This is a genomic window from Stenotrophomonas sp. YJH_SMC_110 (assembly GCF_059369255.1).
On record NZ_JCAFSM010000004.1, the window covers coordinates 52,077 to 75,752 of the forward strand.

Sequence of the window (23,676 nt, forward strand, 5' to 3'; positions counted from 1 at the left end):
TCCACGCCATGCGGGGATAGGCGCATCGATGGGGTCAGAGCCCTTTCCTTCGGAAAGGGATCCGACCCCGGGGCTCAGACCCCGGGCTCAGTTGCCCAGCTTCTTCTGCCGCGCACGCTCGCGCGCAGCGCGCTCATCGTCGCGCAGGCTCGGCCAGGCGGCGTGCAGGTACTGCAGGCCCGACCACAGGGTCAGCACGGCGGCAATGGCCAGGGTCCAGTCGCCGATATGGAACACCGGCCAGCCCATCCAGATGTCTTCCACCGGCACGTTCGGGGCCACCGAATACAGCAGGCACAACAGCGCGACCATCTGCGCGGTGGTCTTGACCTTGCCGATCATCGCCACGCGCACCTTCGCGCGCTGGCCCAGCTCGGCCATCCATTCGCGCAGCGCCGACACCGCGATCTCGCGGCCGACGATGACCGCCGCCCAGAACGCCATCCACGGCGTCGGATGACCCTGCACGATCAGGAACAGCGCCACCGCCACCATCAGCTTGTCCGCGACCGGGTCGAGGAAGGCACCAAAGGCCGACTCCAGCTGGTAACGGCGTGCGATCCAGCCATCGAGCCAGTCGGTGATCGCGGCCAGGCCGAAGATCGCCGCCGAAGCGAAGTTGGTCCAGGTGTAGGGCAGGTAGAACACCAGCACCAGCACCGGGATCATCACGATCCGCAACAACGTCAGCCAGGTGGGCAGGGTCAACTTCATGCTTGCGTGCTTCTCTCTCTACTCGGCCGCATCAGGCGTGGCCAACCCGTGCAGGTTAGCGTAGATACGTGCCGCGAGGGCGTCATTGATGCCTTCCACCTTGGCGATTTCCGCTTCGCCAGCGGCTTTCAGGCCCACCAGGCCGCCGAAATGCTTGAGCAGGCTGGCGCGGCGGCGCGGCCCGATGCCGGGGATATCCTCCAGCTTGCTGGTCATCCGCGCCTTCTGGCGGCGCCCCCTGTGGCCGGTGATGGCGAAGCGATGCGCCTCGTCGCGCACCTGCTGGATGAACTGCAGCGCCGGGCTGGCCGCGCCCGGGCGCAGCTCGCGGCCATCGGGCATCACCAGCGCTTCGTGGCCGGCACGGCGCTCCACGCCCTTGGCCACGCCCACCAGCAGCACGCCTTCCACGCCCAGATCGGCCAGTGCGGCCTGGGCCTGCGACAGCTGGCCGGCGCCACCGTCGATCAGCAGCACGTCCGGCAGCACGCCCTGCTCTTCCACTGCGCGGCGGAAACGGCGGTCGATGGCTTGGCGCATGGCGGCGTAGTCGTCGCCCGGCTCGATGCCGCTGATGTTGAAGCGGCGGTACTGCGCGCGCACCGGGCCGGCGGCGTCGAACACCACGCACGAGGCTACGGTGGCCTCGCCCAGGGTGTGGCTGATATCAAAGCACTCGACACGCTTGACCGGCTCGGCCAGGCCCAGCATCTCGCGCAGCGCATCGCTGCGCGCGTGCTGCGCATTGCGGCTGTTGAGTTCGGTGGCCAGGGTCAGCTGCGCGTTGCGGCTGGCCAGTTCCACATAGCCGGCGCGCTCGCCGCGCACGTTCCACTTCAGCTGCACCTTGCGCTCGGCCGAGGCCGACAGCGCGGCGACCAGCAGGTCGGCGTCGGGAATCTCGCGGTCCAGCAGGATCTCGCGCGGCGGCTCGAATTCGATGTAGTACTGCGAGACGAAGGCGGCAAGCACCTCTTCCGGGCTTTCCTCGCCATTGGTGCGCGGGAAGAACGGGCGGGTGCCGAGGTTGCGACCATCACGGAAGGCCAGCAGCAGCACGCAGGCCTGCGAGCCCTGCATGGCCACGGCCAGCACATCGAGGTCCGCGGCGCGGCCATCCACGTACTGGCGGGTCTGCATGCTGCGCAGCGAGGAGATCAGGTCGCGCAGGCGCGCGGCCTGCTCGAACTCCAGCGCCTCGCTGGCGGCCTGCATCTGCTCGCCCAGTTCGCGGGTCAGCTCGTCACTCTTGCCTTCCAGGAACAGGGCGGCGCGGCGCACCGACTCGGCGTACTCCGGCGCCGGGACCAGCTCCACGCACGGCGCGCTGCAACGCCCGATCTGGTATTGCAGGCACGGTCGCGAACGGTTGCGGAACACGCTGTCCTCGCAGCTGCGCAGCTTGAACAGCTTGTGCATCAGGTTCAGCGTCTCGCGCACGGCGGTGACGCCGGGATACGGCCCGAAGTAGCGCCCAGGAATGGCACGCGGACCACGATGCAGCGCGATGCGTGGCCAGTCCTCGCGGGTCAGCAGCACATGCGGATAGGTCTTGTCATCGCGCAGTGAGACGTTGTAGCGCGGCGACAGCGACTTGATCAACTGGTTTTCCAGCAGCAACGCCTCGGCTTCCGAGCGCGTCACGGTCACGTCCATGCGCGTGATCTGCGAGATCATCGACATGATCCGCGCGTTCTTCGGGCTGCCGTTGAAATAGCTGCCGACACGGTTGCGCAGCGCGCGCGCCTTGCCCACGTACAGCAGGGTGTCGTCGGCGGCGTACATGCGGTACACGCCAGGGGCGGTGCTGAGCTGGGCCGCGAAGGCCTTGCCGTCGAAGGCCGGGGCGGGAACGTCGGTCATTCGCTGATCGGGACTTCGCTGAGCACGCCCCTGTCGGGGTCGAATCGCAGCACGGCATGGGCGTCAGTCTCGGCGATCCACACCGCACCGGCGCCCACCGCCAATCCGGCCGGGCCATGCAGGCGGCGCGGCAGCGGCTGGGTGGTCAGTTCACCGCCGCCCAGGCGCAGCGTGCGCAGGCGACCGTTGCCGGTATCGGCAATCCACAGCAGCGGAGCGTCCGCGCTCAATGCGATCGCCTGCGGATACTGCAGGCTGGCCTGCGCACGCGGGCCGTCTTCGCTGCCGAAGCGCCAGGGCCCCTGCCCGACCAGCGTCTGCACCAGGTCGCCGCGCAGTTGCAGTGCACGGATCGAGGATCCCAAGGCGTCGGCGACGTACAACACCTGCTGCACCACGGCCAGCGCAGTCGGTTGGGCAAAGGCAGCCAGGTGGCCGCTGCCGTCACGCTCGTCGATGGAACCACTGCCGGCGCGCCATTGCAGGCTGCGCTGGCCCAGGTGGTAGCTCCAGATGCGGTTGTCGCCGGCCATCGCGATGTGCAGCTGGTTGTCGGCGATGGCCAGGCCGACAGGATGGTCCAGCGAGACCTGCCGCGCCTGCGCCACCGGACCTTCCATCGGCGCACCGGGACGTCCATTGCCACACAGCGTGTCGACGATGCCGGTCAGCAGGTTGATGCGGCGCACCGCATGGTTGCCGGTGTCGGCGACGTACAGCGAATCGCGCTCCAGCACCAGCGCCTGCGGGCGGTGGAACGCCGCTTCGGCCAGGTTGCCGTCCATGAAATCGGCGGTACCGAGGCCGAACTGGCGCAGGATGCGGCCGCCATGGCTGCATTCGAGAATGCGGTGGTGGCCACTGTCGGCGATGTACAGGCGTTCGGTGCTGACCGCTAGGCCCAGCGGGAACCGCAGCGCCTGGCGTGGTTCCGGATGCAGTTCGCTGCCGCCGCGCGGCGGCGCCGAAGGCGCGCCCTGGCACAGCGTGTTCAGGGCGCGCTCCAGTTCACCGGGTGCTCCCTGCCCGACCAGCCGCTGCTGCTCGCGACCCTGCGCGTCCAGCAGCACCACGGTCGGCCAGGCGGTAACGCCGAAGCGGCGCCAGCCATCCCAATCGGCATCGAGCAGTACGGGCATGGCCAGACCCTGGCGGCGCAGCAGCTTCAGTGCGGCACTGGCGTCGCGCTCGAAATCGAAGCGCGGCACCTGCAGCACCAGCGGCTGCAGCTTGCCGGGGTGGCGCGACAGCCATTGGCCGAACTCGGCCAGGCGTTGCGCACTCCAGGCGGAGGCCGCATTGACGAACAGCAGCGCGACCGGCCGGCCGCGCAGTTCGGTCAGGGTGCAAGGGGTGGCATTGAGCCAGGTGGCGAACTCGGGCAGGTCCGGGACGGGCTGGACGTTCATGACCCGATTATGCCGGAGTCGGCGTCATGCAACAGTCGTGCCACCGCACGTTTTGCAGCATCGTCGACCAGCGACCAGACCTGTTCGAAATGATCGCTGCCGCCGGTGTAGGGGTCGGGGATGGCTACCCGCCCCTGAACGCCCGACCAGGGCAGGTACAACGCCAGCCGTTCACGCTGGGCCGCCGATGCCAGGCGCCCGGCATCACGCAGGTTGGCCTCGTCGGCACACAGGATCCAGTCGAAACGGTCGAAATCCACGGCCTGCAGCTGGCGTGCGCGCAGGCCGCCGATGTCCACGCCGTGCCCGGCCGCGCAGGCGATCGCGCGGCGGTCCGGCGGCTCGCCCACATGCCAGTCGCCGGTGCCAGCCGAATCAACCTGCACCCGCCCGGCCAGCGGCGAGGCATCCAGGCGTGCGCGCAGCGCGCCTTCGGCCATCGGCGAACGGCAGATGTTGCCGAGGCAAACGACCAGCAGCCTCATCGCGGCGCCATCGCCTGCAGCAGCCCCTCGGCGCGCTCTAGGTCCTCGGGCGTGTCGATGCCCGGCGGGAACGGCTCGGGCGAGATCGCCACGCTGATCGGATAGCCCGCTTCCAGCACGCGCAGCTGCTCCAGCGATTCGACCTGCTCCAGCTGGCCCGGCGGCATCGCCGCGAACTGCTGCAGGAAGCCGGCGCGATAGCCGTAGATGCCGATGTGGCGCAACCAGTGGTGGCCGTCCGGCAGCGTGTCGCGGCCGCGTGCGAAGCCGTCGCGGTGCCAGGCGATCGGCGCGCGGCTGAAGTACATCGCCTCGTTGCGCACGTTGCGCACCAGCTTCACCACGTTCGGGTCGAACAGGGTGTGCGCGTCCTCGACGGTCGTGGCGAGAGTCGACATCGTCGCAGTGCCTGCGACCAGCGCATCGGCCACCGCACGGATACCGGCCGCCGGTGCGAACGGTTCGTCGCCCTGCAGGTTGACCACCACCGTGTCATCGGCCCAGCCGGCAATGCGTGCGCATTCGGCCAGGCGATCAGTGCCGGAGGCGTGCGTGGTCGCGGTCATCGCCACCTTCACTTCGGCCAGCCCGGACAGCGCATCGGCAATGCGCTGATCGTCGGTCGCTACCCAGACTTCACGGGCACCGGCCTGCAGCGCGCGGCGCGCCACATGCAGCACCAGCGGCTCGCCGCCCAGCGGGCGCAACGGCTTGCCCGGCAGCCGCGAGGCGGCATAGCGGGCCGGAATGGCGACGACGAATTCAGTCATGCAGGCGGTACTCGGCAGGCTCGTTACAACGGGAATGCGGGCAGCAGCGCGTGAATGCAAGCGCCGCCGCACCACTCAGTTCGGCCGCAGCTTGTCCAGGCGATCGGTCAGCGCCACCCAGAACGCCGCGGGCAGCTCGGCGCGCAACGGAACCGCGTAGTGCCAGTCGTTGCCGAACGCACGGCATTTCACCGCGTCCTTCTCGGTCATCAATACCGGCAGCTGGCTGCCGAAGGACAGGTCCTGCGGCTGGTAGGCCTGGTGGTCGGCGAACGCATGCGGCACCACGCCGATCCCGCGCGCGCGCAACATGTCGAAGAAGCGCTGGGGATGGGCAATGCCGGCCACCGCATGCACGCGCTGGCCCTTGAAGTACGCCAGCGGGCGAGCGCGGCCACCGGCCAGCGGCTGTGCACTGTCGATGTGCAGCGCCATCGGCCACTGGCCGAAGCCACAGGCCTGCGCTGCGGTTTCCTCATCGGCCTGGCCGAGGTTGACCACCCGGAAATCGCATTCGCTGGCGCGGCTGACGGGCTCGCGCAACGGCCCGGCCGGAATCATCCGGCCATTGCCGTAGCGACGCTGCGCATCGACCACTTCGATCTCGATGTCGCGCGCCAGGCGGTAGTGCTGCAGGCCATCGTCGCAGACGATCACATCGCAGCCGGCCTCGATCAGCGCCTTGCCGGCGGCGACACGGTCGCGGTCCACGCGCACCGGCACACCGGTCTTCCAGGCGATCAGCACCGGCTCGTCACCGCCCTTGGCAGTTGGCGTATCGGCCTGCACCCACAGCGGCTTGTCGGCGTCTTCGCGACCATAACCACGGCTGGCCACGCCCGGCTTCCAGCCGGCCGCGCGCAGGCGCTCGACCAGGGCAATGGTCAGCGGCGTCTTGCCGGTACCACCGGCGGTGATGTTGCCGACCACGATGACCGGCACCGGCAGCGAGTGGCGCTTGCGCCAGCCACGCCGATAGGCGCGCCGGCGCAGCGCGGTGACACCTGCGTACAGCGGCGCCAGCAGGCGCATCGTCCACGGAACGGGGCTGCCGTCGTACCAGTACGCCGGGGTCTGGGTACCCTTGCCGGCCATCAGTCCTGCCTTTCGCGGAACTGCATGCTGTGCAGATGCTGGTAAAGGCCGCCCAGTTCGAGCAGCTCCTTGTGGGTGCCACGTTCAACGATGCGGCCATGGTCCATCACCAGCACCTGGTCGGCATGCTCGATGGTCGACAGGCGGTGCGCGATGACCAGCGTGGTGCGTTCCGGCATCAGGCGCTGCAGCGCATCCTGCACCAGGCGCTCGGATTCGTTGTCCAGCGCCGCAGTGGCTTCGTCGAGGATCAGGATCGGCGCGTCGCGCAGGATCGCGCGGGCAATCGCCAGGCGCTGGCGCTGGCCACCGGACAGCAGCGCGCCATTCTCGCCGACCGGGGTCTGCAGCTGCTGCGGCATGCGTGCGATGAACTCCCAGGCATTGGCCGCTTCGGCCGCCGCACGGATCTGCTCATCGGTCGCCTCCATGCCGTAGGCGATGTTGGCGGCGATGGTGTCATCGAACAGCATCACCTTCTGCCCGACGATCGCCACCTGCCGGCGCAGGTCGGCCAGCGGATAGTCATCCAGGGCCACGCCATCGAGGGTGATGACGCCGCCACTGGGCTCGTAGAAGCGCGGAACCAGCCGGATCAGGCTGGTCTTGCCGCTGCCGGAACGGCCGACGATGGCCGTCACCGTGCCCGGCCTGGCAACGAAACTGATGTCGTCCAGGGCAATGCCGCTATCTTCGCGGTAGCGCAGCATGACGTGGTCGAACGCCAGTTCGCCGCGCACGCGCTGCACGCGGTGCTGGCCCTCATCACGCTCCACCGGCATGTCGAGGATGCCGAACAGGCGCTCGGCGGCAGAGACGCCGCGCGAAATAGAGGTCTGTACGCTGGTCAGTCGGCGCAGCGAGGGAATGATGGCCATCATCGAGGTCATCAGGCCCATGAACTGGCCGGCATTGAGGCGGCCGGCCAGGGCTTCGCGGGTCGACACCCAGACGATCACCGCCAGCGCCAGTGCGGCCAGGAACTGCACCACGCTGGACGCGGCGGCGCGGGTGACCTCGACCTTCATGTTCAGCGCCAGCATGCGGTTGGCCAGGCGCGAGTAGCGCGAGATCTCATGCTGCTGGGTGCCGTGCACCTTCACTTCCTGCTGCGCGGCCAGCGACTGCTCGGCAGTCTGCGCCATCGTGCCCATGCCGTCCTGGATGCCGCGGCTGATGCGACGGTAGCGCTTGCCCACGTAGGACACGATGCCGCCGATCAGCGGCACCACCAGCAGCATCGCCAGGGTCACCTTGACGCTCATCTGCAGCATCACTGCCAGCATCGCGATGATGGTGAGGGTATCGGCGACCACGGTCTTCAGCGCGTCGGCACTGGCCTGGGTGACCTGTTCCGTATCGAAGTTGAGGCGGCTGACCATTACCGGCGTCGCTTCGGTATCGAAGTGCGACGACGGCAGGTGCAGGTACTTCTGCAGCACCTGCTCACGCAGGTCGCGGACCACGCTGCGGCCGGTCTTGGCCAGCGTGTAGTCGCTGACCCAGGTGGCCAGGCTGCGCATCAGGAACAGGCCGAGGATGGTCAGCGGCAGCACCACGGCCGCGCGCGGCTGCGGATCGACGAAACCTTCGTTGACCAGCGGCTCCATCAGCTTGGTGAAGTGATAGCCGGCGAGGGCTTCGACCACCATGGCGATGACCGCGCCCACCATGAACACCCAGTAGGTGCGGGTGTAGCCCAGCAGACGTTTGTAGATCGGCCACACCGGCGCGTGATGGGAACTCATGGACGCACCTCTGGCGCAGTTGCAATGGCGATACGACGGAAACCGAGCTGACCGAGCGCGTCCTGCGCAGTCACCACGGCCTGGTAGGGAGTACGCGCGTCGGCGCGCAGCAGCACGGGCTGGCTGCGATCACTGCCGGCGACGGCGGCGATGGTCTGCTTGACGGACTCGACATCGCTGCGCAGCACTTCCTGGTCATTGATGAAATAACGGCCTTCGGCGTTGATCAGCACGCTGAGCGAACGCGGCGGTTCGTTGTTGGGCTGCTGGCTGGCGGTGGGCAGCTGCACCTGCAACGTCGAGCGCGCATCGAAGGTGGTGGTGACCACGAAGAAGATGATCAGCACCAGGATGACGTCGATCAGCGGGACCAGATCGATATGCGGCTCATCCTGGGATCGGTCATTGCCGATACGCATCGATCAGGCCTTCGCCGCAGCGGCGTTGGCCGGGCGCGCCGACGGGGACGGGTTCATCACCCCCGGGCGGCCGTCGAGCGTATCCAGCAGGGCGCTGGCCTCCTGTTCCATCTCCACCACGTAGCCGTGGATGCGGCCCTTGAAGTAGCGATGGAACATCAGTGCCGGGATGGCCACGATCATGCCGGTGGCGGTGCACACCAGGGCCTTGCCGATGCCACCGGCCAGCTGGTTCACATCACCCACGCCATGGTCGAGGATGCCCAGGAACATCTGGATCATGCCGATCACGGTGCCGAGCAGGCCCAGCAGCGGGCCAGCCGAAGCGATGGTGCCCAGCGCGTTGAGGAACCGCTCCATGCGGTGCACCAGGTGACGGCCGGTATCCTCGATGCGCTCGCGGATCTGGTCGCGCGGGCGGTTGCGGGCTTCCAGCGCGGCCGCCAGCAGCGCGCCCAACGGCGAGTTGGCACGCAGGGTCTGCAGGTGCGCCGGGTCAAGCTTGCCGCGCGCGGCCCAGTTGCGCACTTCCTGGCCGAGGCCGGGCGGCAGCACCTCCGTTCGCCGCAGAGACCAGAAACGCTCCAGGATGATCGCCAAAGCCAGTACGCCCAACAGCAGCAGCGGCACCATCGGCCAGCCACCGGCCTTGACCAGTTCCCACACGTTTCAACCCTCCGGCCCAACGGCCGCTTGTTCGATCGGCGATAGGATAGCAGCCGACCGCGCCCGCCCAGCGGCATCCCACCACCGGGATGCATGGATGCGCTGTTCACGCAGCTGCAGCCCTTGTGCGCCAAGCCATACGCGGATCGCCCCGGACTCCGCAGTGGACACCACCTCGGCGCCCTGCGCCTGCCAGCGCCGGACCACGTCCTTGCGCGGGTGGCCGAAACGGTTCTGGTGGCCGGCCGAGACCAATGCCAGCCGGGCTGACACCGCCGCCACCCAGGGCGCGCTGGAGCTGCCGCCACTGCCATGGTGCGGCACCAGCACCACATCCGCCTTCAGCGCCGCCGCAGACGCCCGCAACAGCGCCTGTTCGGCCGGACGGCCGATGTCCCCCGGCAACAGGACCACGCCATGGGCACCGGCCACGCGCAGCACGCAGCTGTCTTCGTTTTCGGCCCGCTGGCTGCCGGCATCCGGGTGCAGCACCTGGAAATCGACGCCATCCCAGTGCCAGCGCAGGCCGCGCTGGCAACGGCCGGCCCCGGCGATCGTACTTCCCGGCGGCGCCAGCAATGGCAGCCCCGGCAGCTGAAGACGCAGGCTCGGCAGGTTGCCGGCATGATCGAGATCGTCGTGGCTGAGCAGCACCCGCTCGGGCGGCGCCTGGCCCAGGGCCCGCAGTGACGGAACCAGGACCCGCTCGCTGCCCTCGCCCCCGTTCGGCGGCCCCACGTCGTACCAGAGGGCATGCTGCGCAGTACGCAGCAACACCGCCGTGCCCTGGCCGACGTCATGCACCAGCAGCTCCAGCTCCCCCTCGGCCGGGCGCTCACGCGCCGGCCACAGCAGCGGCAGGCACAGCAGCAGGCCAGCCAGCCAGCCCCCGGCACCCCGTGGCAGCAGCCACCAGAACACCCCCAGCAGCGCCGCCGGCACCGCCCAGGCCGGCGCCTCGGCCAGCCACCACATCGCCTGCGGGTGCGCCGCCAGTGGCTGCAGGGCCTGCCAGCTGATCTCGAACAGCCACGCCGCCGCGCGCCACGCCCAGCGCCCAGCGCCGTCGTGCAGCGCCTGCAGGGCGGTGCCCAGCAGCGACAGGGGCACCACCAGCAATGTCCACCACGGGATGACCGGCAGGTTCACCAGCGGCCCCAGCCAGGCGGTGCCACCGAACAAGGCGATGCCCAGCGGCAACAGGCCGACGCTGGCCACCCCTTGTGCGGCCAGGAACCCGCGCAGGTTGGCGGCCACCCCGCGCGGACGTCCCTGCGGCAAGCACCACACCAGCCACAGTACGCCGCCGAAGCTGAGCCAGAAGCCCGCTGACAGCACCGACAGGGGCGCCGGCAGCAGCAGCGCCAGCGCCGCCAGCGCAAGCCCCTGCACGAGACCGAGCGGGCGCCGCCCGCTGCGCGCCAGGGCCACCAGCCCGATCATCAGTGCCGTGCGCACCGTCGGCAATTCACCACCGGCCAGCACCGCATAGCCCGCTGCGGACAGCGCCGCGGCGCAGGCCGCCGCCTGTGGACGTGGCCAATGCCGGGCCAGCAGGGGGCACAGCCACCACAGCCCTCGGCACAGCAACGCCCCCAGCCCCGCCACCACCCCGACATGAAATCCGGAAATGGCCACCAGATGGGTCAGCCCCAGCGCCCGCAGCTGATCCCAATCGGTGTCGGACAGGCCACGCGTGTCGCCCAGGGCGAGCGCCTGCACGAAACGGGCGGCCGGATGGGCCACTTGCATCGCGATGGCGGCGCTGGTGCGCTCACGCCATGCCGGCAGGCCATGTCCGGCCTGCAGCTCACGCGCGCTGGCCGGCGCCCTCACCGTTCCAGTGCCGGCTACGCCACGCAGCAGCGCATGACGCTCACTGTCAAAACCCCCGGGATTGATCCGCGAGCGAGGGGCCCGCACACGCAGCGCCAGCTGCCACTGCGCACCGGCCAGGACCTGCCTGCGCCGCCCCTCGGCAGCGGCGCTGGACCTGCCTTGCCAGCCGTCGTTCCAGGTGACCTGCAGGCGCTTGCCGCGCAGCGATGGCAGTTCGCGGCTCTCGCTGACCTGCAGCAGGAAGCGGGTGTGCGCGGCCCGATGATCCGGCAGATCGATGATCCGGCCACTGACCACTACATCCCGAGCCGGGTGGCCCGGTGGCAGCTGGTCCTGCATTGCCCAGTGCCCGTGCATCGACGTCCATCCGGCACCGAGCAGCATGACCGCCGGCAGGCGCCCCCGCCATCGCAGGCCCCACCCGGCCATGCCAAGCACGATCATCACCGTGCAGACCCACAGCGGCGGCAGCTGCGACAGCTGCACGCAGCCCAACGCCCCCAGTGTGAGCGCCCCAGCGGTGCCACTGCCCAGCAAGGGAGACGGGGAGCGCTCGATGGCCATGAGGCCAGCCTGCCGCTGCCGGCGGCAGGTTGCCTATCGGGACTTGCCCCGCAAACGCGTCAGCGCCGCGCGCTGCCGCGATGGAAATTGACCCGGAAGCTTGCGCCGCCGCCCGCGGCCTCACCGACACTGACCGAGCCGCCATGGTGCTGCACGATCTCCTTCACCAGGTGCAGGCCAAGGCCACTGCCGCTGCCCGCCGCGCGCAGGCGATGGAACGGCTCGAAGATCGCCTCGCGGTCGCCTACTGGAATGCCCGCGCCCTGGTCGCTGACTTCCAGCAACCCGCGCGTGTCCAACCGCACACAGATGGTGCCACGGCCACCACCATGCACGATCGCGTTGTGTACCAGATTGGCAATCACCCGCCCCAGCGCCAGGCTGTCACCGTGGATCCACACCGGCGCTTCCGGCGCGTCCACTTCGAATCCATAGCCGGCGCCCACCACCAACGGCGCCAGGTCCGCGGCTGCCTCACGCACCAGCAGGGCCAGGTCCAGCCGCTGCAATGCGCCGACATTGCGGTCAAGCCGCTGCAGATCAAGCAGGTGCTCGGCAACATTGCCCAGCCGCGCCACGTCGGTCAGCAACTGCGATTTCAGCTCGCCCTGCGGCAGCTGCGACAGGCGCGCCTGCACCACGGCGATCGGCACGCGCAGCTCGTGCGCTGCGTCGGCAAGGAACTTGTCGCGCGCGGCGTAGCCCTGCTGCACCTTGTCGATGGCATCGTTGAACGCTTCCACCAGCGGCGCCACTTCCGTGGAGACCAGCCGCGCATCCAGCCGCGCACCGGGCTGGCCGATGTCCAGCTCCTTGGCCTGCTGCGCGGAACGGCGCACACCGCGCATGGCACGGTGGATCACGGTCGGCATCACCAGCAGGGTGACCACGATCAGTGGCAGGAAGAACCACAGGCCGATCAGGCGCAGCACCATCAGCGCACCGTCCAGCAGCCCGCCCTTGGGTGCTCCACCGACCATCACGGTGATGCGGCGCCCATCCTCGTTGCGGATCATCACCCGCGCCACGTCCAGGTAGGGCGGTACCAGCGAACCCAGCTCGGTGGCACCCACGGTCGGCAGCCGCGCGAGCATCGGCGCGTGGATCGCGGGGATGATGCCGCGCTCCAGCCACATGCCCTTGTCGTCCACCGCGGCGAACCAGAGATTTCCCCCGGCGTTGGCATCGAGCTTGTCCCAGCGCGCCTGGTCCAGCACCAGGCGGCCGTCTTCGCTGTGCACCGCCTTGGCCACCGCCTCGGCAACGAACATGTCCATGCCCCAGGAGTCCTTGTCACCCCAGGTCAGGATCAGCGCGACCACCGCGAACAGTACGGTGAAGGCCTGCGCCAGGAACAGGCGCCAGGCCAGGCCAAGGGTGATCGAACGGATCGGACGGGCCATCTCAGGCCTCCGCCAGCAGGTAGCCGACGCCCCGTATCACGTGGATCTCGACGCCGGCACCGGCCTGCTGCAGTGCCTTGCGCAGCTTGGAGATGTGCGCGTCGAGCGCATTGGACTGGATCTCATCGTCGAAACCGTACACCGCAGCCTCCAACGCACTGCGGGTGACCGTGCGCCCCTGCCGCATCGCCAATGCCTGCAGCACCAGTACCTGCCGACGTGGCAGCGCCAGAGGCTGGCCCTCCACCTGCGCCTGCAGCGATTCGAAATCGAACTCGAGCCGCCCCAGCCGCAGGCTCGGTGTCACCATCGCCGAAGGCCTGCGCGATACCGCGCGGATGCGCGCCATCAGTTCCTCGATCGCCACCGGCTTGACCAGATAGTCGTCGGCACCGACGTCCAGGCCTTCGACCTTGTCCGACAGCGTGCCCTTGGCGGTCAGCATGATCACCGCCAGGTTCGGCCGCAGCGCACGCGCCGTCGCGACGAATCCGGCGCCATCGCCATCGGGCAGCTGGCGATCGAGCAGCAGCAGCTGGTGCACCGGTTCGCGCAACGCGAGCGCGGCCTCGGCCAGGCTGCCGACCACGTCGGCGACCACGCCCTGCCGCTCCAGGCCCGATTGCAGGGCGCGGGACAGATCAGGATCGTCTTCGACCAGGAGGATGCGCATCAGGAACTCGTCTGCCGGAAACGCTGCCGATCATAGTGCCTGGCGCCAGGGTTTTGCGCCCATGCGTGCCGATCACGCGGGCGCAATGTTCTGACAATGTTGCCCCCTCACCATGCGCAGCCATCCTCCGCAACGTGGCTGATCGATGCCGTCGCTGTCCCCGACCCTGCTGCGCCCGCTGCTGTTCACCGCTGCCCTCGGCGTGCCGTTGCTCGCCCACGCTGCCGAGCAGAACCCGGGCGTACAGGCCGGCATCAGCGCTGGCGCGACCTCCGGTGCGTACGCGCACTACGACGTCAAACCGCTGGTGGTACCGGCCATTGCCTGGCAGGGCGAGCGCTTCTTCGCCAGCCCCGGCTCGCTGGGCATGTACCTCTACAAGGGCCAGGGACTGCGCCTGTCGGCGGCGGTCACGCCCTACACGCTGCGCTTCAAGACCGATGACGTGAACGATGCTCAGCTGCGCCGCCTGCACAGCCGGCAGATGTCGGCCATGGCCGGCATCAACGGCGAGTACAGCGCCGACTGGGGCATCGTCGAGGCCAGCGTGATGCGCGAAGTGACCGGCCATGGCGGCGGTTTCGAGTCGCGCCTGCATTACAGCTACCCGATCCAGGCGGGTCGCTTCACCTGGGTGCCGCGGGCGGGCGTGGTGCACTCCAGTGCACGGCTGCTCGACTACTACTACGGCATCAGCGATGAAGAAGCCCTGCGCTCGGGCCTTGCCGCCTACCGCCCCGGCAGCACCACGTCGCCGAGCCTGCAGATCGCGGTCAGCACGCCACTGGGCACGAAATGGCGCGCCACCGGCGTGGTGGCCAACCAGTGGTTCGGTGATGCAGTGAAGGACAGCCCGATGGCACGACGTGGCACGCAGACGTCGGCCTTCGTTTCCCTGATGCGCTCGTTCTGAGCGAGCGCCCCCTACGGACAAGGACCCCCATGGCCTCCGTCTCCTCCGCCACCGAAGCCCACGCGATCCTGCGCGCGCCCGACCTGGACAGCGCCGAGCGCGTCTATCTGGGACTGATGCCCGACCTCGAACATGTGAATGCACTGGCACGCCGTGCAGTGGGCCTGTCACGCGTTGCCGACGCGGCACGCGGCTATGCGTTGTCGATGACCCTGGTTGGACTGCGCCTGCAGGAACTGGAGATGGGCGAGCCGACGGCCAGGGAACACCGCCAGGCAACCCTGCGCAGCCTGCGCCAGGCCTTCAGCGCCTGACGGCACATGCACGGACACTGCCGCCGCACCCTTGCCGCGGCATCCGTATTCACTGCATCAGCAGCCAAGCCCACGCGGTAGCGTCGCTCAGCGCAGCGTGGTCCACGCCAGCAGCGCGCACAGGATCGCCACCCAGATCACTGCCTTGAACGTGCCTTCCAGCATGTTGCCGCCGAACAGGCGTTCCAGGAATGGATTGGGCCTGGACACCGGGACGTGATCGCTCATGCGGCAGCTCGTTGAAGTGACGGCGCGGTTGCGCGGTAGCGCCGAGTCTACGCCTGCGCGTCCCGGATTCATCGCCGCCTGCCTGCCTTTGGCGGCGCAATCCCCGCCTTCGTCGCAGGCCGGCTGCGGTGCCCGGCCGGCCATGCCAGCCTGCACGCACTTTCCCGCTGGAGCACCGTGCCATGCCGATGCTTGCCCTGGTCCTGCTGTTCTCCAGCCTGTTCGGCGACGGCAGCGGGCCCACCGAGGATGCCCTGCGCAGCCAGATCCTGCGCACCGAGGGACCGCAGGACACGCATGAAGCGCTGCCCCTGCAGCTCTATCACCTGCGCCAGGACCGCGTGCTGCGCCTGGGCAGCCAGCAACTGGCAGGCGACCGTGGCGGCAGCCCGCATGCTGCGCTGGCCCGGGCAGGTGTAGCGCAGCTGTGGGAACGCGTCGATGGCCACTGGCGGATCCAGCGTTCGATCACCATCACCCACTGATTTCACGCCACTGAACCTGCAGGAATGTGGCTTCGCGGGAACGCCGGGGTCCTGCCTCTGGAAAGAAAAAAAGCCGGCCCCAGGGCCGGCTTTCATCGTTTCCACCGCTTCACCGGCAACGCCGGGAACAGGTGGTGGGCGGTACAGGGTTCGAACCTGTGACCCCTACCATGTCAAGGTAGTGCTCTACCGCTGAGCTAACCGCCCATCTTGTTCTTGCCGCCCGAAGGCTGGCCTTGTTACGTAAAAACCCGGCGCCAGGGCCGGGCTTTGCAGTTCACGAGAGCCCTTTTGCGAGGACTTCGTGGTGGGCGGTACAGGGTTCGAACCTGTGACCCCTACCATGTCAAGGTAGTGCTCTACCGCTGAGCTAACCGCCCGTTTTGCTTCTGCATTTCCGCGATTGCGTCGGTGCAGGCCGCGTATATTACGGATGCCGGCAGGGAAGCGCAACACTTTTGTGAAGATGATGCTGCACTGCCGCGTTCAGCCCAGGCTGGCTTCCTTCAGCTGGCGGATCTGGTCACGCACGCGCGCGGCATCCTCGAATTCCAGATCCTTGGCGTGCTGGTACATCTGCTGTTCCAGCGCCTTGAGACGGACAGCCAGCTGCGCCGGCGACAGCGAACGATAGTCGGTCGCCTCTTCGGCCACGCCCGCCCGGCCCTTGCCCTTGCCCTTCTTGGCTTCCTTCTCCGCGGCATCCGAACGCGCGCCCTCGAGGACGTCGACGATCGGGCGCGCCACCGAACGCGGCACGATGCCATGTTCTTCGTTGTACTCGACCTGCTTGGCGCGGCGGCGGTCGGTTTCATCGATCGCCGCCTGCATCGAACGGGTGATCCGGTCGGCATACAGGATCGCCTTGCCGCGCACGTTGCGGGCGGCGCGGCCGATGGTCTGGATCAGCGAGCCGGTGGAGCGCAGGAAACCCTCCTTGTCGGCATCGAGGATCGCCACCAGCGATACCTCGGGCATGTCCAGGCCTTCGCGCAGCAGGTTGATGCCGACCAGGACGTCGAACTTGCCCAGGCGCAGGTCGCGGATGATCTCCACACGCTCGACAGTGTCCACGTCCGAGTGCAGGTAACGCACGCGGATGCCATGCTCGGTGAGGTATTCAGTGAGGTTTTCAGCCATGCGCTTGGTCAGCGTGGTGACCAGCACGCGGTCGCCCGCCTTGATGCGCGCGTTGGCCTCGCTCATCAGGTCGTCGACCTGGGTACCCACCGGCCGGATCTCCACCACCGGGTCGATCAGGCCGGTCGGGCGCACCACCAGTTCGGTGATCTCGTCTCCGGCCTCGCGGTATTCATACGGACCCGGCGTGGCCGACACGTAGATGCTGCGCGGGCAACGCTCCTCCCATTCCTCGAAACGCAGCGGACGATTGTCCAGCGCGGACGGCAGGCGGAAGCCGAACTCGACCAGGGTTTCCTTGCGCGAGCGATCGCCCTTGAACATGGCGCCGATCTGCGGAATGGTCACATGCGATTCGTCGATGACCAGCAGCGCATCGGCAGGCAGGTAGTCGAACAGGGTCGGCGGCGGCTCGCCGGCGGCCTTGCCGGTCAGGTGCCGGGAGTAGTTCTCGATGCCGTTGCAGTAACCGACCTCGGCCATCATCTCCAGGTCGAACTGGGTGCGCTGCGCCAAACGCTGCGCCTCCACCAGCTTGTTCTGCGCGTACAGCTGCTCCAGCCGCTCCTTCAGCTCCACCTTGATCGTCTCGATCGCCGCCAGCACGCGTTCGCGCGTGGTCGCATAGTGGGTCTTCGGATACACGGTGAAGCGCTGCATGTTGCGCAGCGTCTCGCCGGTCAGCGGATCGAACAGGGTGATCTTCTCGACCTCGCCATCGAACAGCTCGAGGCGCAGCGCTTCACTGTCCGACTCGGCCGGGAACACGTCGATCACTTCACCGCGCACGCGGAAGGTGCCGCGCTGCAGTTCGTACTCATTGCGCGTGTACTGCAGCTGGGTCAGGTGGTTGATCAGGTCGCGCTGGTCGATGCGCTCGCCCTTGGACAGGATCAGGCGCAGCGACAGGTAGTCTTCCGGCGCGCCCAGGCCATAGATCGCCGACACCGTCGCCACCACGATCGCGTCCGGGCGCGACAGCAGGGTCTTGGTCGCGGCCAGCCGCATCTGCTCGATATGTTCATTGATCGAACTGTCCTTCTCGATGAAGGTGTCCGACGACGGCACGTAGGCTTCCGGCTGGTAGTAGTCGTAATAGCTGACGAAATACTCCACCGCGTTGTGCGGGAAGAACGCCTTGAATTCGCCATACAGCTGCGCCGCCAGCGTCTTGTTCGGCGCCATGATCAGCGTCGGCTTCTGAATGTTCTGGATGACGTTGGCGATGGTGTAGGTCTTGCCCGAGCCGGTCACGCCCAGCAGGGTCTGCTTGGCGATGCCGGCCTCGAAGTTGCTGGTCAGCTTCGCGATGGCATCGGGCTGGTCGCCCGCCGGCGAATACGGCGAGACAAGTTCAAAACTGTCGCTCATGGTGTTGCCAGTTCCCGGGAAGGATGAGTATACGGGGCGAGGGGTGACGGCTGGCTGAGGGGTGGCCGGGCAGCCCGCCACGGGGATTCCCGATGGCGGCCGCGCAGCCGGGCGCGGAGGCTGGATGCATGCACCCGACCAATGCCCCCTGCCCCCTCGGCCCCCGCTCTGCGCGGGGCGTGCACCTGACCGAACTGCTGGTGGTCATCGCCGTGCTGGCGGTGCTGCTGGCGGCGTCCTGGCCGGCGCTGCAGCCTTTGCTGCTGCGGCAACGCGCCGATGCACTACAACTGACCCTGCACGCCAGCCTGGCCGGCGCGCGCAGCGAGGCATTGCGCAGACGCGAGCTGATCGGCCTCTGCGCCAGTATCGACGGCCTGCACTGCAGCGACGACTGGAGCGCCGGCTGGATCATCTACCGCAGTGGCGACCAGCGCGGGGAGCCAACGTCGCCGGAGGCGATCCTGAACCATCACACCGGGCGCTCGGACATATCGATCCTTGCCCAGGCCAGCAGCGGGCGGCCCCAGCTGTTCTTCCAGGCAGACGGACGCAGCCCAGGGGCCAACCTGACCCTGCGCATCTGCGCGGGCAACCGGCTGCACGGTGCGTTGATCGTCAACAATGGCGGCCGCGTGCGAAGTGAACGCGTGGACCGCGATACGCCCTGCTGACTGCCTGCGCAGAAAAGCAAAAGCCGCGATTTCTCGCGGCTTTTGCAGTGTCTGGCGCCCGAAGTTGGACTCGAACCAACGACCCCCTGATTAACAGTCAAGTGCTCTAACCGGCTGAGCTATTCGGGCGGGGAGGCGCATTGTACTGGTCGATTACAGGAAGATCAACACCTGTTTCACCAGCAACTGGCAACGCCACCGTCGGCCGTCTTGCGGTTGGCCTGGTCCACGCTCATCGTGCCGCAGCTGTCCTTGGCCTGCGTGCCCTGCGGGGTGGCGGTGATGGTGAAGCTGGTGCCATCCCCCTTGTAGTCCAGGTTGTAGCGCACGGTACCGCCATCACGGGGCGACACCTTGGTCGGCAGCGCGTAGCCGGTGTAGGAGTTGTTGCTGGTGTGGTAGCGCTCGGCGCGCTGTGCGTACTCAGCCAGGTCCGCCTTCACCACGGCACGATGCGATCGGCGCACGTACTCCTGGTAGGACGGAACAGCGATCGCCGCCAGGATGGCGATGACGGCCACCACGATCATCAGCTCGATCAGCGTGAAGCCAGCCGCGCGGCGAGGCATGGGAGTATGCAACATGAGCGTGGATCCTCGCACTGGGGTTACTGGAGCTGGCGCCAGGACTGGCGACCGCACGGGTAAGGCAGATACAACGACTGGCTGCCCGCCGCGCCGACGGCCATCCAGCAGGAGCTGCCTCCGGGCGGCGCCTTGTTGTCCGTCGGACGTGGCAGCACTGACAACGAGACGTCACGCACCGGCGCGGTTCCTCCAGTCTTCAACGCGATGGCCGCGGTCCCTGCCCCGGGCTGGCTGCCGGCCGGAGAACCGTAGCGGACGTTCTCCAGCATCGGCAGACCGCTGATCGACGACAGTCCGAACAGCCAGTTCGAACCACTGGTCGAGCAGCCTACCGTTTCCATGTTGGGCACATAGGTCGGCATGAAGACGATGCCGCTGACCAGGGTCGGATTGCCTACCGCGCGCTCGCCGTTGCCAGCAGGAAGTTGAATCATCCAGCCACGCGCATTGGCCGGTGCCGCGCCTGCGGTGATCTTGCGCTCGTCGATCCCTGCCGTGGCAGCCGCTGCCGTGTACGGAACCAGGTTGGCAGCGGTCACCGTCGAGGTCACCGTCTTGCCCGACAGATCGTTCACGGCGTACAGCGCCTGCTGCGCCTTGTCATCCTTGTCGCTGGTGAACGAGAAGCTGCCGGTACCGAAATAGAGCATCACGCCACCGGAGGGCCCGGTCGCGGCGGTCATGCCACCGGTGATCGGCTGGCGGTAGGTCTTGTTGGAGGAGTCCTGGGCCGCCTGGCTGGTGAACATCGGCACGGTCAGCGTGGTATTCGCACTGCTGGTCAGGTCGAACTTCCACACCGCGCCACGCTGATCGGCTGCATAGACGGTGTCGGCCAGTCCATCACGGCCGCGCGCATCCTGGCTCGCGCCTGTCCAGCGATCGACCACGACCACATTGCCCAATCCATTGTCCCCGGAGATGCCCGCGCCCGACGTGCCTTCGACCGCTTCGATCATCCGGATGTCGCCGCTGGCCATGTCGACCACGAACAGCACCGCCTTGCCGTTGGCGCTGCCGTAGCCATTGCCGAAAATCGCCTTCCAGGCCACGCCGGTACCACTCTTCACCGGCACGATCACCGGCTTGCCCAGCACGAATCCGATGTTGTTGCGCACCTCGTCCCGCAGCGACGAGTTGATGTCGCTGATTTCCCACAGCACGTTGCCGGTTCCGAAGCTGCCCGGCGTGGTGACGTCCAGCGCGAACACCGAACGACCACCTGCACCCGTGGTGCCTACCAGGCTGGTCTGCCACGCGGTGCCGTTGTAGGTATCGGACACGGCTACCGGGCCATCGACGTAATAACGGTGGCGGAAGGTCTGGTCGGCCGTGTCGGACTTGTAGGGGAACAGCAGGTTGGCCATATGCCCCAGCGCGGTGGCCGGGATGTAGGCGAAGCTCTCCGTGCCACCCGTGCCATCCTGCTTGGCGTCAGCCTTCATGCCGCCATCGAAGGCATGCAGCATGCCGTCGTTGGCACCGACATACACCATGTACCGCTGCGACTTGGCCTTGGTGGCCAGATAGTCCGTATAGCTCTTGGCGTAGGCGCCACCGAGCTGGCGGTAACCGTAGTCGTCCAGCGGCGAGCTCACCACGGGCGCCGAATTGACGATGTCACCCAGCGGCGTGGTGCGGTCGCGGTACTTGCCGCCGTTGCGGACTTCGGTCGAGCTGTCGGCACTGAGATAGTTGATGGCGCTGGCGAGGTCGGCCTTGATCGTCGTCAGCTTGTCGCTGGAACAGACCAGCATCGTCGCGTACTTGCCGCCTGGCTTGCTGCACAGATCCTGCAGGCTGATGCGGGCGCTGTTGAAGTCCACCGGCGAACCCAGCTTGTTGGCCACGATCCGGCGACCGGACGATGTCAGTCGGCTGGAGGCTTCCCATACCTCGGTGAGTTCCGCCACCTGGTCGGCGTTGACCTTGACGCTGGATGCGGTCAGCTTGCTCGACCAGTCGGTGCCACTGTTGGTGATGTCATAGCGCGGAGTCACCGCCAGTGAGCCGGTGCCGATGCGCGCACCACTGATGCCGATCGTTCCCGACGGCGATGCACCACCGGTGATCGAAGACAGCACCCGGCGCATGGCCTCGGTGACGTCCGCCGGGGTCTGTGCGTTGATGAATTCGCCACGGCTGTTCACGGCCGCGTGCCACAGTTCATCGATGACGGTACCGTCATCGACATTTACCGGGTTGCCATTGCCGGCCCAGTTCGGCGGGTTCTTGTAGGGATCGTCGGTCGCTGCCTGGTTGACGCCATAGATCTTGCCCTGCGCGCCCAGGGTCACGCCATAGAAGTTCATGTGCAGGTCGGTCTGGCAGTCCAGGCGCTTCCAGTCCGGACTGCTCTTGTCCAGCGAATTGCACTTGTCACTGACCGGCACCTGCCCGGCCGGGAAGCTGGTCCCGGTACGCAGGGGCGTGCGGGAACCGGCATAGGCCGCCGCCGCGATGTCGGCGATGGTATTGCTGTAGCCATCGGCGAACGGAATGGACGGCAGGTGGGTGGAGTTCACCGAGTCGGCATCACCGAAGCCGCTGTTCGCCGTGTTGCCGGAGTTGGTGTAGCCGTCGGTGAACAGCATGCCGCCGTTGCGCTGGCAGGCCAGCTGCACCGGCGCGCCGCTGTCGGTACGGCGGAACTGATCCACCAGGTACTCCACGGCGCGACGATTGGGCGTGCCACCATTGGCGGTCAACCCGTAGATCTGCGAGTACAGGTCAGCACGGTTGGTGACCATGTCGTACATGGTCGCGTTGCTGAGCTTGTTGATGGTGAAGTAGCCCACGCGCATCGTGTCAACGCTCACCAGCGCCGCGGTCGACGAACCGACGATCGCCAGCACGCGGTTGCGGTGGTACTGGAACCAGTTGGCAAAATTCTGGATCGCGGTGTTGTAGGCTGCGGTACTTGAATAGTTGCCCGGCTTGATCTGGTAGCGGCGCATGTCGCAGCTGGGACCACAGGCCCCTGCGATCAGCGGCCGGCTGGCATTGTCCGTCTTGTAGCCCGCCGGAGCCGGTGCCGCCGCAGGCAGGTAGAACGTGGCCGGGAAATAGGTCACCGCATAGGTGGTGCTGCTGGTGATGCTGGTCGCCGCCGTGCTCCAGCCACGACCGGTGTAGTAGGAGTTGCCGGTGCCGGACAGGTCGGGAATCCGCATGCCGCTGACAAACTGGAACTGTTCCGCCGTGGTGGAACGGTCGGTCGTCATGTTGTAGACAGCGTTGTAACCGCGCTGGGCCGAACGCGGATCGGCACGGGTCTGGGTGATCGAGGCATCGGCCCACAACGTACCATCGGCATTGGTCCACGGCCGGTAGGTCACGTCCGGGTTGAAGTAGCTGGCGTTGTAGACATGGGAACGGGCAAAGCCGTAGATGTCCAGCGGCGGAATGGCGCGACCCGGCGAATATTCCTTGTTGAAATCCGCGTGCGGATACAGGTAGAGATAGCAGTCCACCGAGTTGTTGGCGCACGCCGTACCCACGCTGAAGAAGCTTCCATCGTTGTTGAAGAAGCTGCCATTGCTGGAATTCCAGCGCATGCGGCCGTCACCACCGGGGAACATGCGCTCGAAGTTCATCGAACCCGAATCGTCCACCGCCATGATGAACGCCGGTGTCGCGCGGGTCTGCACGTTCATCGGCTCCTGTGCCAGCACGCCCTGCGCCTGTGCGGCAAACAAGGTATGCGCCAGATAGCCACCAGCGGCCAAGACGGCAAGGCCAACGCCTGCCAGGATCCTGCGGTTGCGAGTGTTCATGGGCTCCCCACCCTCACAGCTTGAATACGGTATCGATCGCCGCACGCGACGTCGCATCACTGGTGGTATCACCGGCATAGGTCGTGATCTGGTAGACCGGCGTTGGCTTCTCCACCGACTTGCCCATGTCCAGCGCACCCTCGCCCTGGATGCAGCCCTGGATCTCACGGACATAGATCGCCGGCTTGCTGCCCAGCTTGGTTTTCGCGACCCAGGCCGACGGATCGAAACCGTCATCGCACTGCTGGCTGATGTCGGCGGACGCTACGGCCGGATTGGCACCGGCATCCTTCCGGTTGGCGATGTTCTCCACCGCGTTCTCGGCGCTGCGCGCCGCACCTTCGGCGTTCTGGAACGCCATGTTGGTCGCCCGGTAGCCGGCCGCCATGCGCTCCTGCATGCCGGCCACCTGCATGCCGATCACGCCCAGCAGGGCCAGCAGCACCAGCATGATCAGCGCGACGTAGAGAACAGCGCCCTGCTGCCGTGCCTGGGCAACGAAGGGGCGGCGCCTGGAGGAAGGATGAGTGCGCATGGTCG

The 23,676-nt window shown here is 67.4% G+C and carries 21 protein-coding genes and 3 tRNA genes; 4 read left to right on the forward strand and 20 right to left on the reverse strand.

The genetic code is table 11. The annotated features are described in order from the left end of the window. Positions 1 to 87: 87 nt before the first annotated feature. From pgsA to AC5P6H_RS09410, 12 genes are all read right to left on the reverse strand, one after another. Entirely contained in the window at positions 88 to 714 is a 627-nt protein-coding gene (gene pgsA, locus AC5P6H_RS09355; RefSeq protein WP_012510614.1) for a CDP-diacylglycerol--glycerol-3-phosphate 3-phosphatidyltransferase, read from the reverse strand. An 18-nt stretch (positions 715 to 732) separates the two neighbouring features. Further along, a complete protein-coding gene (gene uvrC, locus AC5P6H_RS09360) occupies positions 733 to 2,577 on the reverse strand; it encodes an excinuclease ABC subunit UvrC (RefSeq protein WP_014646611.1) in 1,845 nt (614 codons plus the stop codon). Next, positions 2,574 to 3,986, reverse strand: a complete 1,413-nt coding sequence (locus AC5P6H_RS09365) for a hypothetical protein (RefSeq protein ID WP_495202548.1) — start codon at positions 3,984 to 3,986, stop codon at positions 2,574 to 2,576. Before AC5P6H_RS09365 ends, uvrC begins: the two co-directional genes overlap by 4 nt. Then, positions 3,983 to 4,471: a low molecular weight protein-tyrosine-phosphatase gene (locus AC5P6H_RS09370; RefSeq protein WP_014646609.1), complete on the reverse strand. Its 489-nt coding sequence runs from the start codon at positions 4,469 to 4,471 to the stop codon at positions 3,983 to 3,985. Before AC5P6H_RS09370 ends, AC5P6H_RS09365 begins: the two co-directional genes overlap by 4 nt. Next, on the reverse strand, positions 4,468 to 5,241 hold the full coding sequence (gene kdsB / locus AC5P6H_RS09375; RefSeq protein ID WP_495202549.1) for a 3-deoxy-manno-octulosonate cytidylyltransferase: 774 nt from the start codon (positions 5,239 to 5,241) through the stop codon (positions 4,468 to 4,470). Before kdsB ends, AC5P6H_RS09370 begins: the two co-directional genes overlap by 4 nt. A gap of 75 nt (positions 5,242 to 5,316) precedes the next feature. Further along, the gene (lpxK, locus tag AC5P6H_RS09380; RefSeq protein ID WP_032960871.1) at positions 5,317 to 6,336 is read right to left on the reverse strand and encodes a tetraacyldisaccharide 4'-kinase; all 1,020 of its coding nucleotides are present in this window, start codon (positions 6,334 to 6,336) and stop codon (positions 5,317 to 5,319) included. Continuing rightward, a complete protein-coding gene (gene msbA / locus AC5P6H_RS09385; RefSeq protein ID WP_014646606.1) occupies positions 6,336 to 8,084 on the reverse strand; it encodes a lipid A export permease/ATP-binding protein MsbA in 1,749 nt (582 codons plus the stop codon). The genes lpxK and msbA overlap by 1 nt, the downstream gene beginning before the upstream one ends. Then, the gene (locus AC5P6H_RS09390) at positions 8,081 to 8,503 is read right to left on the reverse strand and encodes an ExbD/TolR family protein (RefSeq protein ID WP_014036620.1); all 423 of its coding nucleotides are present in this window, start codon (positions 8,501 to 8,503) and stop codon (positions 8,081 to 8,083) included. The genes msbA and AC5P6H_RS09390 overlap by 4 nt, the downstream gene beginning before the upstream one ends. 3 nt (positions 8,504 to 8,506) lie before the next feature. Further along, positions 8,507 to 9,169 carry a MotA/TolQ/ExbB proton channel family protein gene (locus AC5P6H_RS09395; protein ID WP_014646605.1) on the reverse strand — a complete coding sequence of 221 codons (663 nt, stop codon included), beginning with the start codon at positions 9,167 to 9,169 and terminating at the stop codon, positions 8,507 to 8,509. 3 nt (positions 9,170 to 9,172) lie between these two features. Continuing rightward, entirely contained in the window at positions 9,173 to 11,572 is a 2,400-nt protein-coding gene (locus tag AC5P6H_RS09400; protein WP_495202550.1) for a DNA internalization-related competence protein ComEC/Rec2, read from the reverse strand. A gap of 59 nt (positions 11,573 to 11,631) precedes the next feature. Then, positions 11,632 to 12,975 (reverse strand): sensor histidine kinase, encoded by a 1,344-nt coding sequence (locus AC5P6H_RS09405; protein ID WP_142234488.1) that lies wholly within the window; start codon positions 12,973 to 12,975, stop codon positions 11,632 to 11,634. A gap of 1 nt (position 12,976) precedes the next feature. After that, positions 12,977 to 13,648, reverse strand: a complete 672-nt coding sequence (locus AC5P6H_RS09410; RefSeq protein WP_005415973.1) for a response regulator transcription factor — start codon at positions 13,646 to 13,648, stop codon at positions 12,977 to 12,979. A 145-nt stretch (positions 13,649 to 13,793) separates the two neighbouring features. Here AC5P6H_RS09410 and AC5P6H_RS09415 point away from each other — a divergent pair, with 145 nt between their 5' ends. Both AC5P6H_RS09415 and AC5P6H_RS09420 read left to right on the forward strand, forming a co-directional pair. Continuing rightward, positions 13,794 to 14,561 (forward strand): MipA/OmpV family protein, encoded by a 768-nt coding sequence (locus AC5P6H_RS09415; protein WP_495202551.1) that lies wholly within the window; start codon positions 13,794 to 13,796, stop codon positions 14,559 to 14,561. A 29-nt stretch (positions 14,562 to 14,590) separates the two neighbouring features. Then, positions 14,591 to 14,875, forward strand: a complete 285-nt coding sequence (locus AC5P6H_RS09420) for a hypothetical protein (protein ID WP_014646601.1) — start codon at positions 14,591 to 14,593, stop codon at positions 14,873 to 14,875. 87 nt (positions 14,876 to 14,962) lie between these two features. Here the strand turns inward: AC5P6H_RS09420 and AC5P6H_RS09425 are convergent, their stop codons facing one another. Further along, positions 14,963 to 15,103: a hypothetical protein gene (locus AC5P6H_RS09425; protein WP_162838510.1), complete on the reverse strand. Its 141-nt coding sequence runs from the start codon at positions 15,101 to 15,103 to the stop codon at positions 14,963 to 14,965. A gap of 182 nt (positions 15,104 to 15,285) precedes the next feature. Between AC5P6H_RS09425 and AC5P6H_RS09430 the strand changes: the two genes are divergently transcribed. After that, positions 15,286 to 15,588, forward strand: coding sequence for a hypothetical protein (locus tag AC5P6H_RS09430; protein WP_495202552.1), 303 nt, complete (start codon positions 15,286 to 15,288; stop codon positions 15,586 to 15,588). A gap of 132 nt (positions 15,589 to 15,720) precedes the next feature. Here AC5P6H_RS09430 and AC5P6H_RS09435 read toward each other — a convergent pair. From AC5P6H_RS09435 to uvrB, 3 genes are all read right to left on the reverse strand, one after another. Beyond that, positions 15,721 to 15,795, reverse strand: a tRNA-Val gene (locus AC5P6H_RS09435). A 98-nt stretch (positions 15,796 to 15,893) separates the two neighbouring features. Beyond that, positions 15,894 to 15,968, reverse strand: a tRNA-Val gene (locus AC5P6H_RS09440). Positions 15,969 to 16,074: 106 nt separating this feature from the next. Next, the gene (uvrB, locus tag AC5P6H_RS09445; protein ID WP_014646599.1) at positions 16,075 to 18,099 is read right to left on the reverse strand and encodes an excinuclease ABC subunit UvrB; all 2,025 of its coding nucleotides are present in this window, start codon (positions 18,097 to 18,099) and stop codon (positions 16,075 to 16,077) included. Between the two features lie 128 nt (positions 18,100 to 18,227). Between uvrB and AC5P6H_RS09450 the strand changes: the two genes are divergently transcribed. Continuing rightward, complete coding sequence (locus AC5P6H_RS09450; protein WP_049442247.1) at positions 18,228 to 18,773, forward strand: GspH/FimT family pseudopilin; 546 nt, start codon at positions 18,228 to 18,230, stop codon at positions 18,771 to 18,773. A gap of 52 nt (positions 18,774 to 18,825) precedes the next feature. On the opposite strand, the gene AC5P6H_RS09455 is transcribed toward AC5P6H_RS09450, so the two are convergent. The 4 genes from AC5P6H_RS09455 to AC5P6H_RS09470 form a co-directional block, all read right to left on the reverse strand. After that, positions 18,826 to 18,902: transfer RNA gene (locus AC5P6H_RS09455), tRNA-Asn, on the reverse strand. A 47-nt stretch (positions 18,903 to 18,949) separates the two neighbouring features. After that, complete coding sequence (locus AC5P6H_RS09460) at positions 18,950 to 19,357, reverse strand: type IV pilin protein (protein WP_495202553.1); 408 nt, start codon at positions 19,355 to 19,357, stop codon at positions 18,950 to 18,952. 23 nt (positions 19,358 to 19,380) lie between these two features. After that, positions 19,381 to 23,136, reverse strand: a complete 3,756-nt coding sequence (locus tag AC5P6H_RS09465) for a pilus assembly protein (protein ID WP_445391493.1) — start codon at positions 23,134 to 23,136, stop codon at positions 19,381 to 19,383. A gap of 13 nt (positions 23,137 to 23,149) precedes the next feature. Then, positions 23,150 to 23,671 (reverse strand): pilus assembly PilX family protein, encoded by a 522-nt coding sequence (locus AC5P6H_RS09470; RefSeq protein WP_032954069.1) that lies wholly within the window; start codon positions 23,669 to 23,671, stop codon positions 23,150 to 23,152. Between the last annotated feature and the right edge of the window lie 5 nt (positions 23,672 to 23,676).